The 12457-nt window shown below is 60.2% G+C and carries 14 protein-coding genes; 9 read left to right on the top strand and 5 right to left on the bottom strand.

Annotation, left to right across the window (positions count from 1 at the left end):
* Nucleotides 1-32 precede the first annotated feature (32 nt).
* On the top strand, nt 33-719 hold the full coding sequence (locus ABH944_RS13320) for an orotate phosphoribosyltransferase (RefSeq protein WP_404606440.1): 687 nt from the start codon (nt 33-35) through the stop codon (nt 717-719).
* Nucleotides 720-869: 150 nt separating this feature from the next.
* On the opposite strand, the gene ABH944_RS13315 is transcribed toward ABH944_RS13320, so the two are convergent.
* Nucleotides 870-1511: a response regulator gene (locus tag ABH944_RS13315; protein ID WP_404606438.1), complete on the bottom strand. Its 642-nt coding sequence runs from the start codon at nt 1509-1511 to the stop codon at nt 870-872.
* A 396-nt stretch (nt 1512-1907) separates the two neighbouring features.
* On the opposite strand from ABH944_RS13315, the gene ABH944_RS13310 reads away from it, so the two are divergent.
* From ABH944_RS13310 to ABH944_RS13285, 6 genes are all read left to right on the top strand, one after another.
* Nucleotides 1908-2435, top strand: coding sequence for a YbhB/YbcL family Raf kinase inhibitor-like protein (locus ABH944_RS13310; RefSeq protein ID WP_404606489.1), 528 nt, complete (start codon nt 1908-1910; stop codon nt 2433-2435).
* 176 nt (nt 2436-2611) lie between these two features.
* A complete protein-coding gene (locus tag ABH944_RS13305; protein ID WP_404606436.1) occupies nt 2612-3178 on the top strand; it encodes a flavodoxin family protein in 567 nt (188 codons plus the stop codon).
* A 150-nt stretch (nt 3179-3328) separates the two neighbouring features.
* A complete protein-coding gene (gene argC / locus ABH944_RS13300) occupies nt 3329-4282 on the top strand; it encodes an N-acetyl-gamma-glutamyl-phosphate reductase (protein WP_404606435.1) in 954 nt (317 codons plus the stop codon).
* 455 nt (nt 4283-4737) lie between these two features.
* Nucleotides 4738-6189, top strand: coding sequence for a DUF2957 domain-containing protein (locus ABH944_RS13295; protein ID WP_404606433.1), 1452 nt, complete (start codon nt 4738-4740; stop codon nt 6187-6189).
* Nucleotides 6190-6278: 89 nt separating this feature from the next.
* Nucleotides 6279-7526 (top strand): DUF2957 domain-containing protein, encoded by a 1248-nt coding sequence (locus tag ABH944_RS13290; RefSeq protein WP_404606431.1) that lies wholly within the window; start codon nt 6279-6281, stop codon nt 7524-7526.
* A gap of 104 nt (nt 7527-7630) precedes the next feature.
* A complete protein-coding gene (locus ABH944_RS13285; protein WP_097259905.1) occupies nt 7631-8467 on the top strand; it encodes an OmpW/AlkL family protein in 837 nt (278 codons plus the stop codon).
* A gap of 167 nt (nt 8468-8634) precedes the next feature.
* Here ABH944_RS13285 and ABH944_RS13280 read toward each other — a convergent pair whose 3' ends face one another.
* The 3 genes from ABH944_RS13280 to ABH944_RS13270 form a co-directional block, all read right to left on the bottom strand.
* The gene (locus ABH944_RS13280) at nt 8635-9000 is read right to left on the bottom strand and encodes a response regulator (protein ID WP_062088307.1); all 366 of its coding nucleotides are present in this window, start codon (nt 8998-9000) and stop codon (nt 8635-8637) included.
* A 10-nt stretch (nt 9001-9010) separates the two neighbouring features.
* Nucleotides 9011-9472 carry a hypothetical protein gene (locus ABH944_RS13275; protein ID WP_404606429.1) on the bottom strand — a complete coding sequence of 154 codons (462 nt, stop codon included), beginning with the start codon at nt 9470-9472 and terminating at the stop codon, nt 9011-9013.
* A gap of 334 nt (nt 9473-9806) precedes the next feature.
* Complete coding sequence (locus tag ABH944_RS13270) at nt 9807-10685, bottom strand: NAD(P)-dependent oxidoreductase (RefSeq protein ID WP_404606428.1); 879 nt, start codon at nt 10683-10685, stop codon at nt 9807-9809.
* Between the two features lie 97 nt (nt 10686-10782).
* On the opposite strand from ABH944_RS13270, the gene ABH944_RS13265 reads away from it, so the two are divergent.
* Together ABH944_RS13265 and ABH944_RS13260 are read left to right on the top strand one after the other, a co-directional pair.
* Nucleotides 10783-11562 (top strand): Mut7-C RNAse domain-containing protein, encoded by a 780-nt coding sequence (locus tag ABH944_RS13265; RefSeq protein ID WP_404606426.1) that lies wholly within the window; start codon nt 10783-10785, stop codon nt 11560-11562.
* A gap of 104 nt (nt 11563-11666) precedes the next feature.
* Nucleotides 11667-11951: a hypothetical protein gene (locus ABH944_RS13260; protein ID WP_062088315.1), complete on the top strand. Its 285-nt coding sequence runs from the start codon at nt 11667-11669 to the stop codon at nt 11949-11951.
* 169 nt (nt 11952-12120) lie between these two features.
* Here ABH944_RS13260 and ABH944_RS13255 read toward each other — a convergent pair whose 3' ends face one another.
* A complete protein-coding gene (locus tag ABH944_RS13255; RefSeq protein WP_031360480.1) occupies nt 12121-12432 on the bottom strand; it encodes a cupin domain-containing protein in 312 nt (103 codons plus the stop codon).
* Nucleotides 12433-12457 lie beyond the last annotated feature (25 nt).

Here is a 12457-nt window from a genome sequence, read left to right as displayed (position 1 = left end):
CAGGCGCCACCTCAAAATCCAAGGATTCGCCCATGACAGGCTTCGACCGCCAGACGATCTCCGACACCACCGCCAAAATGCTGCTCGAAGTGCAGGCCGTGCATTTCAATGCGGACAAACCGTACATTTTCACGTCGGGATGGGCGAGCCCGGTTTATATCGACTGCCGCAAGCTGATCTCTTATCCGCGCGTACGGCGCGCACTGATGGAGATGGCCGAGGCCACGATCCTGCGCGATATCGGCTACGAGCAGATCGATGCTGTCGCTGGCGGCGAGACCGCGGGTATCCCGTTTGCCGCGTGGCTGTCGGACCGGCTGATGGTGCCCATGCAATACGTGCGCAAAAAGCCGAAGGGGTTTGGGCGGAATGCGCAGATTGAAGGGTTGCTGATCGAAGGCCAGCGCGTGCTGCTGGTGGAAGACCTGACCACCGACAGCCGCAGCAAGATCAATTTCATCAACGCACTGCGCACGGCCGGCGCAAGGGTGAACCACTGCTTCGTGCTGTTTCACTACAACATCTTCAAGGAAAGCGTCTCGGTATTGAAAGATATCGACGTGGAGTTGCACGCGCTCGCCACGTGGTGGGATGTGTTGCGCGTCGCGAAGGACGCAGGCTATTTCGAAGCCAGGACGCTGGATGAAGTCGAGAAATTCCTGCACGCGCCGGCCCAATGGTCGGCGGCGCACGGCGGTATAACGGCATCGCCGCAATGATTGCCGGGAATTGAATTTTTCTGTAATTAAAAAAGCCGCTCATTTCAATAAACGAGCGGCTTTTTTTTGCAACGATAATAACGATTATTACGTATTCACGGGAATGGCATCGTCAAGATTTCCAGCGCCCACTTAAGCCGACAGATTCAATCACCCGTTGCTCCGGGCATATTGAAACAATTCAGAATCCCGTTCAATTCCCAGCTTGCGCATGGCGGTATTCTTCTGCGTGCTGATCGTTTTAATACTGCGCTTCAACTGTGCGGCAATTTCGGTAATTGTCATGCCGGAGACGAATAAACGCACCACTTCCAGTTCCCGTTTCGACAACACCACGTCACGTTGCTGGCCACTCGCCGACAAGCCCATGCTGTCGAGCGCCAGACGCACCGACGGCCCGATATATTCCTGCCCCCGCATGACATGGACGATGGCCAGTCCAACGTGGCTCAAATCGTCTGACTTATTGATCACCGCCGTCACACCCACTTCACGCAAGCGTTTCAGGAGCGCGGGATTTTCCAGCATGGTCAACACGACGATGCGCACCGTCGGAAACTGACGCCCGATATAACCCAGCAGCGGCATGCCGTCACCATATTGGCCACCCGGCATGGCGAGCTCGGAGACAACCACGTCACAGGGCGATTTTTGCAAAAGCTGAATCAATTCCGTCGATTGTCTCGCCTGTCCAATCACTTCGATTTCGGGAAACTTCAATAGCGCCTGCGCGGCGCCAAACAGAATGACAGGATGGTCATCGGCGATAATGACTTTTATTCGTTGACCCACTATTTACACCTAGCTCCTAAATGGACCAACCCCTCACGCATTATAGCAATGTGCAAATATTCATTACATTGTCCCTTCAGCCGGGAGAGCGAAACTGCGGCTAAACCCGAAGTCGCGGTGTTGACCCTTGCCGAGTCTCGTTTTGAACATTTGAAAGATTTTGTCCTTTCCCGCAATGTTAAACTTGAATCCAGCTCTAAGCCTATTTCTGAGACAAAATACATCGTTACAGTGGGTGAAACGCCAGATTTGGCCGCGCCCGTGACCGGGAGAAATCGCACCATGCGCTTGGGGATCGGGCTTGTGGTTTGTGCTGTGTATCGCGCTGTTGATTGGCGTGTCGTCAGGTTCCGAGTTTTCAGCCGTGCAGTGCTGCTGGCGCTCTTCTGCGCCGCGATGGTATCAAATGCGTCGCGTGCGGTCGCTGAAGATATCGCCGCAGCGCCTTTCACGTTGACAAGTACCGACATCTCTCCTAACCAGCCAGTGCCGCTTGCCCTCGTCTACGACCAGAACGACTGCAAAGGCGGCAACCGGTCACCGCAACTGTCATGGCATGGCGCACCGGCAGCCACGCAAAGTTTCGCGATCAGCGTCTTCGACCCCGACGCACCCGGCCGCGGCTGGTGGCACTGGTCCGTCGCTGGCATTCCCGCGAACGTCTCGAAGTTGCCGTCGAACGCAAGCGCCGCGGGGGTCCTGCGCAAAATGGGCGCGGTGGAAGCACGCAATGACTTTGATGTCGACGGCTATGCGGGGCCGTGTCCGCCGCCGGGCAAACCGCACCATTACGTCATCACTGTCTACGCGCTCAACACCAGCGACTTGCGCCTGCGTCAAAGCAGTCCGGCGCTCATGTTCGAACACGAGATCCGCACCACGACCATCGCCAGCGCGCAACTCGTCGTTACCTACGGGCGCTGAACAGCCTTCATGGTGCGTCGGCAGGTCGAATTTGGCTTTGCTAGACTCGCCGGTGAACCATCGCCGGCGACGTTTGCCGCCAGTCAAATTCTCGCGAAGACGCACGTCATGGTTGTTCTCGCGCAACTCGCGCCTTTGACGTCTTCGTGTCTTCTGTATCGCATACGGGGAATGAAATGCCGAAAATCGTTATCGTTTATCACAGCGGCTACGGCCATACGAAAAAAGTCGCCGAAGCCGTGCTCACCGGCGCGATTGACGCCGGCGCGGATGCGAAGCTGCTGGCGGTCGGCGACCTGGACGACGCCGGCTGGGCCGAGCTCGACGCCGCCGACGGCATCATCTTCGGCGCGCCCACCTACATGGGCGGCCCGTCAGCGGACTTCAAGAAATTCGCCGACGCCAGCTCCAAACCGTGGTTCGCGCAATCGTGGAAAGACAAGATCGCGGCCGGGTTCACCAACTCGGCGACCATGAACGGCGACAAGCATTCGACCATCGCTTACCTCATCACGCTGGCGATGCAGCACAGCATGATCTGGGCCGGCACGGGCATGATGCCGTCGAACACGAAGGCGGCCACGCGCAACGACCTGAATTTCGTCGGCGGTTTTTCGGGCTTGCTGACGCAATCGCCGGCGGATGCCTCGCCTGACGAAGCCCCACCGCCCGGCGATCTGGAGACAGCGAAAGTGTTCGGTGCGAGGGTCACGGCCGTGGCGGCGCGGTGGATCGCGAAGTAGTTTTTTTGACGGCATTGCAACGTTTTTCAGGCCGATCGGCCAATGTCCCCGGCAATGCCATCGCGTTGTCGCGGAAGCGCATTAAAATGGCGTTTTGACCGCGTTCTGGCCGCAAGGCGTCCGGGCGCGACCGAACCCAGCGAGATCGAGATGACCACGAAAGTATTTGTCGACGGACAGGAAGGCACCACGGGCCTGAAGATTTTCGAATATCTGTCCGAGCGGCGTGACGTCGAGGTGTTGCGTATCGAGGAAGCACGGCGCAAGGACGTGGAGGAGCGCCGTCGGCTGATCAATGCCTCGGACGTTACGTTCCTTTGCCTGCCGGACGTTGCCTCGCGCGAATCGGTTTCGCTGGTGGACGCGGACAATCACCGCACCGTGGTGATCGACGCCAGCACGGCGTTCCGCACGCATGACGACTGGGCGTACGGCCTGCCCGAACTCATGCCGGCGCAGCGCGAGCGCTTGCGCACCGCGAAGCGCATTGCGGTGCCGGGTTGCCATGCGTCGGCGTTCCTGCTGGCAATGAAACCCCTGGTAGCAGGCGGTCTTGTTTCTGCGGATTTTGGCGCGCACGCTTATTCCATCACCGGCTACAGCGGTGGCGGCAAGAAGATGATCGCGGACTATGAAGCCGGCGGAAATTCGAAGCTCGACAGCCCGCGGCCTTACGCGTTGGGCCTGACCCACAAGCATCTGCCGGAAATGGCGGTGCGCTCCGGACTGAAGCACGCGCCGGTGTTCACGCCTATTGTCGGCAACTTCCTGAAGGGCCTGGCCGTCACCACGTACTTCTCGCCCGATCAACTGTCGCGCGCCGCCAAGCCGCAAGACGTGCAGGCGCTGTTTGCCGAGTACTACGCGAACGAGCCGTTCGTGCGTGTGTTGCCATTCAACGCAGACAGCAATCTCGACGACGGCTTCTTTGACGTCCAGGCCTGCAACGACACCAATCGGGTCGAGTTGTTTGTCTTCGGCAACGACGAGCGGTTTGTCACCGTCGCGCGCCTGGATAACCTGGGCAAGGGCGCATCGGGCGCGGCCATTCAGTGCATGAACCTTGCGATTGGCGCCGACGAAGAATCGGGCCTCGCACGCTAAGCCAGGTATCGATTCAAAGAAAAGCTGAGCGCGCCACGCGCTCAACATTGCTAAAAGCCGGTTTCCGCCATCAAGCGAAACCGGCTTTTTTACGCCTCCACTCCGCGCTCTGACGCTCGTCTCAACTCTCTGTCTCGCCAATTCCCCGCAGATCAAACGAAAGCTCAAATGCGTCTTTCATAGGGATTCCACCAATTTATTTACGAACGTTCGTTCGTTGATGATTACGCGTTTTCGCACTTAAACATTCTTCGTTTTGCGTTGTATTGAAACAGATTTTCTCCAATCAACCTTACGGAAAAACTTTTGTTTCAATGCGCCGTCTGCGCCTTATCAGTCAAGGCGCTGCCGGAAGACCGCTGTTTGAATCGGCGATTTAGATGTTTCAGTCGGTTGACATACGAAAAAGTGACAGCGAAATTACACGCGCAAAAATAGATAAGGGAGACAGCGGTATGCCGTATGCCATTTCGAAAGGACTCGCGCTCGCACTTGCGACCGCGCCGTTGTTTGTAGCGTGCGGTGGCGGTAACGCCGACAACCCGGGTCCGATCAACACGCCGCAATGTTCCGGCGCAAGTTGCGGCACGCAGGGCGCGCCGGCCGTCGGTCCGGGTGCAGGGCCGCTGTGTCCGGCCAACGCGGACATTGTCTCGAGCACGTATCTGGGCGGCGCGGGCAGCGGCGAGATCGTGAGCCTGAACATTGACGCCGTGAACATGAAATACACGCTGAAGTGGCTCGAGTCCCCCATTCCCCTCGTCACCGGTACCGTCAATCCCACCCGCAAGGGCACGACGATTGTCGGCGCCGTGGTTCACCCGCCTGCGGGCACGCTGCCCACCGCGGAACAGACACGATGCGCATTCGTGCTGACGCCAGGCGGCGGCCAGGCATCGGATGGCTCGATCTACACCACGGCCGCCGCGTTCAACCAGGCGAATCCGCCGACCATCTTTATCGGTCAGGGCGTCGCCGGCGGCGGCATTCCAGGTGCGACCGTGCAGTACAGCGGGGCGACGCTGACCGCCGACGGCGTCCACGCCGTCCCCGGTTTCCCACCTTTGTTCCCCGTGCCTAACCGTCATTTCGACTTCTATCCGTTCATCGGTTTCTCGACTGTGAGCACGAACGTCGCAGATCTCAAGGGCACGTATAACGCGCTGCTTTACCACCTGGTTCCATCGAACAACTACTCGACCACGACCACGCAGGCGCAAGAATCCTTCGATGCCGCTGGCAATTGCACGGTACCCGTGCCGGCATCGAATACCGCCTGCCAGACGACCGGCGGCGCGTGGGCGGCGAACGCCGGCGGCTCGTACTTCACCAGCGCGGTTGCGCCGCAAGTCCAGGGCAAACGCTCGTCGCCGGCGTTGACGAGCCTCGGCTTCCCTGCGTTCCCGGCTGTTGCGAACGCGAACATGGTGATCGGCAAGATCAACGGCGCAATCGTGCCGATTGTCGCGCGTACCGGTCAGGTCTCCGTGCCGTCGCCGCTCACGCCATTGAACGCCACCGCGTCACAAGTCGACGATGAATCCGGCATCGCCATGCTCGCTCCGAATACGGCGCTCACGTCAGGCGCATTCGACGGTGGTTACGTTGGCGCGGATTCGAACTTCAAGTACACGGCGACGCTGCTGCAAGGCCCGGTCGGCTCGTTCATCAATCCATCGACGCAAGCTTCCGAGACCGGTTTCGGCATGAGTTACGCGCAGCAGTTGCCCGGCTTGATCGGTGTGCAGGACCAGAACGGCGGCCAGGGCGCGCTGATCTCGGCGGGTGGTCTCTACGGGATTTTCATTGCCGGCAGCACGGTGAACGGCGGGCTGACATCCACGTCCGCTAACGCCGATACGCCCGCGAGCCCGTACTTCGGCGTCGGCGCGCTACTCAGCAAATAAGCACTGCCGAACACTCTCAAGCCCAGGGCAACCGGCACGCGCCGGTTGCAACGAAAGACGAACGAACAAATGTGGATGGAGACAGCAGCATGAAATGGAGAACTTTTGCGTTGGGTGCGATGGGTGCGGCCGTCACCGGCGTCACGCCGCTTCTCGGCGGCTGCGGCGGCGGCAGCGATGCGCCTCAGGCGCCGGTCGTCCGGCTGTGCCCGGCATCGCTCGACTACACGACCACCTTCACAGGCGGTGGCGGTAGCGGTGAACTGATCAAGCTGCAACTCGACACGACAAAACTCACGTGGCAGGTGACCTATGTGGAATCTCCGATTCCCGCCGTCATCGGCACGGTCTCCCCCACTCGCGCCGGCACATCGCAGAACGGCACGTTGACGATGGAAACCGGCCTGCCCACGCAAAAGCTCAATCAGTGCGCGTACCAGTTGAACGGTGCAACGCTCGATCCGACGCGTCCCGCACGTATCTTCGTGGGCGAAGGGGTGGCAGGCGGCTCCATTCCGGGCAAGGAACTGCAATTCGGCGGGATTCTTGGCCAGGGCGTCGTACCTGACCGGACCTTCCCGTATTACCCGTTCATCGGTTTCTCGACGCTCGAGACGAATCTCGCCAATGTCGCGGGGACCTATAACCAACTGGGCTATCACGAGATTCCGTCGCAGAACTATGCACGACTCTCCGTCGATTCGAAGATCACGATCAATGCCGACGGCACCTGGCAGGAGTGCGACAACACCGGTGTGAGCGCCGGCAAGTGCCAGCAGGCGGGATCGAACTTCACGCAATCGCCGGATGGCAGCGGCGCGTTCGTCACCAACAACTTCCTCGGTCAAGGCAACCCGACGCTCGCAGCCGGTCCGCTGGGCAAGGGCTACATGATCGTGGGCAAGTTGCGTGGCCAGAACGTGCCAATCCTGGTGCGTACCGGCACTGCGAACGCCACGATCACCACGGGCATTCCGCCGTTCGCCGACGACGAATCCGGCATTTCGATGATGTCGCCGCAAATCGGCGTGGTGTCGGGGTCGGTGGATGGGGAATACGTCGGCGTGGATAACGCCTTCGACTACCGCACGACCGCGCTCAGCGGCACGCAGGCCACCTTGATCGATCCGTTCCAGCCGTCGCAGGTCGCTTTGTCGCGCGCGCTGAATCTGAGTTACACGGAAACCGTTCCGGGCGTGGTGACATCGACGGTCGTAGGGGCGTCAACCGGTACTACGCCAACCGGCAAGTTCATCTTCTCCGGCGGCGTGTTCGGCTATCTCGACCAGAGCGACCCGACGACGCCGTATTACACCATCGGCTCATTTGTGCAGTAACCCCGTGACCGTCTGGCAGCCCATCAAGAACGGCTGCATGCGAACAACGCGCGGGTGTCCACGTGCGGCGTTCGCATGACGGCCTGTAACCGAAGAGAGACGAAATGAAAAAGCTTTTGGCTGCGGGAAAACCGTTGGCGTTTGCGATAGCTGCGTGTGCATCGCTGTCGGCCCACGCTCAAAGTGCCGGCGACAACGTCGTGGGACTCGGTTGGTTCCACGTCATGCCGCAGGATTCGAGCGATGCGCTGACCACGCATGTAGCGCCCACGCCGATCAATACGCCGCTGCGTTTGCCGTCGCAATTCACGTCGGCAGGAACGAGTTTGTCGACGAAGAGCGCCGATACGTTCGGCCTCGTCTTCACGCACTTTTTCACCGATCACATTGCGACCACGTTCGTGGGCGGCGTGCCACCCGAGTTCGAACTCGATGGTCACGGCACGATCCAGCCGCCGGGGCCGGCGGGCACGCTTGGCAACCAGAATCTCGATCAGACCAATCCGATCGTGAAGAGCGTGCGGCAGTGGAGCCCGGCGCTGATTTTCCAGTATTACTTCAATGCACCGACTGCCGCGTTCCGGCCGTTTGCGGGCATTGGCGTGTCGTATAACTTCTTTACGAACATCAAACTCACTAACGGTTTCGTGACATCGACGCAGAATAATCTTGGCGCTGTGCTGGCGGCGGGCGCGGGCAAACCGGGGTTGACGTCGGTGGAGGCGAAGGCTTCATCGTCGTGGCAGCCGGTGTTCAATCTTGGTGCCACTTATAACTTCGACAAGCACTGGGGTTTGATTGCTTCGCTGACCTACATTCCGCTGAAGACGACGTCGTCGTTGATTATCAAGGCGGCCGACGGGACCGAGCTGGCGACGACGAAGTCAAAACTCAGTGCCAATCCGCTGATTACGTTCCTGGCGGTTTCGTACAGGTTCTGAGGGAGCGTAGGGACCCCAAGCGCGGATAAAAAAAAGCCCGCCTAAGATGGGCGGGCTGAATCCATATCAGTGGAGACATGGAGGAGACAACTCCACTGTACCAAAACCATTGGTGCAGCGCAACATCTTCCTGTCGATCCACGTGAATTCGTTGCACTCGTACAACATCAAGGCTGCGTCATCGAGAGAATAAAGCCCAACTGGTCGATGGAAACAGGCTTCACCAGATGGATATCGAAACCGGCTTCCTGCGTCATCGCGTGATGCTGGGGCTGTCCCCAGCCAGTAAGCGCCACCAGCAGCATGGCCGGACCCTCAGGCAAGGCACGCAAAGCACGCGCGGCGGAAAGACCGTCCATGGGGGACATGCCCAGATCGAGAATCACCACATCAGGCGCGAATTGCCGCGCCACGTCGAGCGCCTGAGCCCCGCACGCCGCCTGCGCCACCTGATGCCCCAGCCCCGTCAACAGGTTGGCGAGGCCGCTCAACGCGTCGTCGTCGTCATCGGCTATGAGTACACGCTTGGTCACGACTGCCCCCTCATTTGCCCGACACCGCGAGCGTCAACTTTCCAGCACCGTTGGTCATCGCGGTGATCTGCGTGCGCTGCCCGCGCGCGCCGATATAAAAATGCTGCCGCCCCGGCGAGTTCTGATCGTGGGTAGCGTCCGGCAAGCACGCGGCAATATCCGCTGCCACACCCTGCAAGGCGTCAGCCGCCGATCCCGCATTCGCGCCTTCATTCGTCCCGTTCGTCCATGTACAGCTATAAGCGCCGGCTTTCACCGCGCAGTGCGCATCGTGGCCATAAGGCCGTGCGACGGCGTTGCCATCGTCGGGTCGCAAGGAGGTGAAACCATCGGGCGCGGCCGCCACAATGCGCTTGAGTGCATCGCAGGAATTGGGGGTGTCGTCGGCGAGAGCGACCGCTGGCGTACTCAGGCAAGCCGCGAGGCTCGCCGATGCCGCCACGAACATGAGACCCCGAAGAGTGCTTTTCATAGTGGGCGCTGTCCTGTCTCCGCTTCGTCTTCTTATAAACCGGCTCGAAAGCTCACCTGGATGCTTACGCAAAAGCTGGCTGCCAGGTCATTGCCAAACCAGCTTCCAAGCCGGTTTCGTCACCGGCGAGACTTTATAAAAAGCCTGCGCCAGCGACGCGTGTCCGTATGTGCGCCACCGAATGCTGTCCGATTCGAAACAATCTCGAACCTGAGGCAAATGGCGCGACAAGTATAGGGAACGTTCCTATCCATTGCCGCTATTTATTGTCGATACAACGCCGTCGTGCGCTGGGCTTTACTTTTGTCGGCGTGCAAGAATCAGACCTCATTGATCACACTTTCTTCCCCGCACGCCGTGCCGCAACCTTGCCCAGCACGGCCAGATCCTTGTCGCCGTCGCCCTGGGCGAGGACGTCGATCAGGTTGTCGCGCACCAGGCTTGCCACGGGCAGCGCCACATTCACGGCGTCGCCGGCAGCAAGCGCTAGCCTTACGTCCTTCAGGCCAAGCCGCGCCTTGAACAACGCGGGTTCATAGCGGTTGTCGGCGATCATCCGGCCATAACCCTGGTAGACCGGCCCCGGAAACAGCGTGTTCGTGATCACGTCGAGGAATGCGTGTGGATCGATACCGTGCCCCGTCATCAGCGACGCTGCCTCTGCAGTTGTTTCGATCGCCGATGCCAGCATGAAGTTCGCTGCCAGCTTGAACACATTCGCATGCTGCGGCGCAGTACCGACGCGCCAGGTCTTCTGGCCGATGACGTCGAAGATGGGCTGAACGCGGGCGATGGCGTCATCGGCGCCTGCCGCCACAATATTCAGCTTGCCCGCCGCGGCCACGTCTGGCCGCCCGAGCACGGGAGCCGCGACGTACGCCACGCCGTGCCGCTCATGCAAGCTGACCAGTTCCTCGCAGAGCGCCACCGAGATCGTGGCCATGTTCACGTGCACCAGGCCTTTCGGTGCACGTTCGAGCAAGCCGCTATCGAGCAGGACGGCGCGTAACGCTGCGTCGTCGGCGAGCATGGAGAACACTGCGTCGCCCGCGAACGCTTCATCCGCCGATGCAACCACGCGCGCGCCCTGCCCGGCGAGCGCTTTCGCGGCGTCGGGCGAGCGGTTCCAGACGCGCACCGTGTGGCCTGCCTTCAATGCATTCAGCGCCATCGCGCCGCCCATGCTGCCGAGTCCGATAAATCCGATGTCCATGCTGTTCTCCATTTAGACGAATACAAGCAAGCCCGTGAAACGCCCGTCTCGACGCGACTCAAAGCAGTCGCGTCGAAGCGATGCGATACTCGAATCCATGACGACTGCCACGTTCCGTTTTCATCGGGAGTTGAATGAGTTCCTGGCGCGGCCGCAGCGCGAACAGGCGTTTGCGTGCGTGTGTCCGGTGGCGTCGACGACCAAGCATATGATCGAAGCACTCGGCGTGCCGCACACGGAGGTGGGGCTGATTCTACGCAACGGCCTGCCCGACGGCTTCGATACGCCCATCGAAGAGTCTGATTTTATCGATGTCTATCCGCCTGGCGTCATGCCTCGCGCGCTTGAAATCTCGCATCCGCTGCGCGCCCCGTTGCGGCTGGAGACGTTGCGTTTTATCGCCGATGCACATCTTGGCGCCCTGGCTCAACTGCTTCGGCTAGCCGGTTTCGATACCCGCTACGACAACCATTTCGCCGACGATGAAATCGAGCAGCTTGCGCTCGCCGAACATCGCGTGGTGCTCACGCGCGATCGCGAATTACTGAAGCGCCGGTCGCTGGTCCACGGCTGCTACGTGCGCACGCTGCAACCTGATGCCCAATGGCGCGAAGTCGCCACGCGGCTCGGGCTTGCGCAGCATGTCCGCCCGTTCCGTCTGTGCCTGATGTGCAACGCGCCGCTGCGTCGCGCGAGCGCGGACGAGGTGAGTGACCGCGTGCCGGAAGGCGTGCTGGAACGGCACGCGCGCTTTGTCACGTGCGATGTGTGCAGGCGGGTCTTTTGGGAAGGGTCGCACTGGAAGCGAATGCGTGCGCGAATCGAAGATTTGATGGACGGCGCGCCCGGTAATCCACCGGTTCCTGCGTCCGGCTGATGGCTCATCGATGGCTCAGTAGCGGGTCTCGATACTGGCTCAAGCGCGGAGGTGCGTACAATACGCGCCTCGGCCCTGTGCCTCTATAGCTTTTGGAGCTTCGCGTGAAAAAATTCGACCTGGAAAAAAACAAGGCGCTCAAGCTTACCAACGGCCTGAAGCAAAACAGCTCGTCGAGCTTCGGCCCGCAAACGGCGCAGCCGAAACTCGACAAGCGCGAACAGCGCCGTCTGGACCAGGAAAAGGGCCTCGTGCCGTTCGCCTGCAAGCTGGACAGCGATCTCGTCAGACAATTGCAGGAACTTGCCGCCAAGCATGAAGGCGGAATGTCGGAAGCGCTGGCGGACTTGCTGGTGAAAGCCGGCCTGGAACGCAAGGCTGCGGTTTAAGCCGGCCAACGTGGCGGGTGCTCGCGGTTAGCTCTGCACGCTTTCAGCACTAACGAGAGAATATTGTCTGCAGAATGGAAGGCCGTTCCGGCACGTTGCGGAACGGCTTTTTATCGCGCGTCTGAACCGCTCGTTTGCCGGATGCGAAGCCCGCACGACACCGGCTTTCTCAAACACTCCCTTCCTTCTCGATCACCAGGATTCGCGCGATACCCACCGGCTCGGCAACATGTTCATCGCCGGGTTGGGCGTGGAAGATATCGCCGGCGTCGAGCAATACTTCTTCCTCAACACCCTCCCGCCGCACGCGCATTCGCACCTGGCCTTGCATGACGGCGAAGACTTCTTCGCCGTCGTTCACGTGCCATTTATACGGCGCGTCAGTCCAGTGCAGGCGGCATGAGACGCCGTTCATCGTGGTGATATCGAGTGCGCCCCACGCGCGCTCCGCAGTAAATTCGCGGCTTTTAACAACTTTCATTAGTAATCCGGTAAGAAATCAGAAC

The sequence above is a fragment of the Caballeronia udeis genome (assembly GCF_044909315.1).
Classification (GTDB): Bacteria; Pseudomonadota; Gammaproteobacteria; order Burkholderiales; family Burkholderiaceae; genus Caballeronia; species Caballeronia udeis_A.
The sequence above is the reverse complement of the archived record's forward strand: the minus strand, read 5'-3'. Positions and strand labels throughout refer to the sequence as shown.

Excerpts from the sequence above, each read along its gene's own strand:
- ABH944_RS13285 (WP_097259905.1), top strand. The coding sequence starts at position 7,631 with ATGAAAAAGCTTTTGGCTGCGGGAAAACCGTTGGCGTTTGCGATAGCT.
- ABH944_RS13275 (WP_404606429.1), bottom strand. The coding sequence starts at position 9,472 with ATGAAAAGCACTCTTCGGGGTCTCATGTTCGTGGCGGCATCGGCGAGC.
- ABH944_RS13270 (WP_404606428.1), bottom strand. The coding sequence starts at position 10,685 with ATGGACATCGGATTTATCGGACTCGGCAGCATGGGCGGCGCGATGGCG.
- ABH944_RS13290 (WP_404606431.1), top strand. The coding sequence starts at position 6,279 with ATGAAATGGAGAACTTTTGCGTTGGGTGCGATGGGTGCGGCCGTCACC.
- ABH944_RS13310 (WP_404606489.1), top strand. The coding sequence starts at position 1,908 with ATGGTATCAAATGCGTCGCGTGCGGTCGCTGAAGATATCGCCGCAGCG.
- ABH944_RS13265 (WP_404606426.1), top strand. The coding sequence starts at position 10,783 with ATGACGACTGCCACGTTCCGTTTTCATCGGGAGTTGAATGAGTTCCTG.
- ABH944_RS13255 (WP_031360480.1), bottom strand. The coding sequence starts at position 12,432 with ATGAAAGTTGTTAAAAGCCGCGAATTTACTGCGGAGCGCGCGTGGGGC.
- ABH944_RS13320 (WP_404606440.1), top strand. The coding sequence starts at position 33 with ATGACAGGCTTCGACCGCCAGACGATCTCCGACACCACCGCCAAAATG.
- ABH944_RS13295 (WP_404606433.1), top strand. The coding sequence starts at position 4,738 with ATGCCGTATGCCATTTCGAAAGGACTCGCGCTCGCACTTGCGACCGCG.
- argC (WP_404606435.1), top strand. The coding sequence starts at position 3,329 with ATGACCACGAAAGTATTTGTCGACGGACAGGAAGGCACCACGGGCCTG.
- ABH944_RS13305 (WP_404606436.1), top strand. The coding sequence starts at position 2,612 with ATGCCGAAAATCGTTATCGTTTATCACAGCGGCTACGGCCATACGAAA.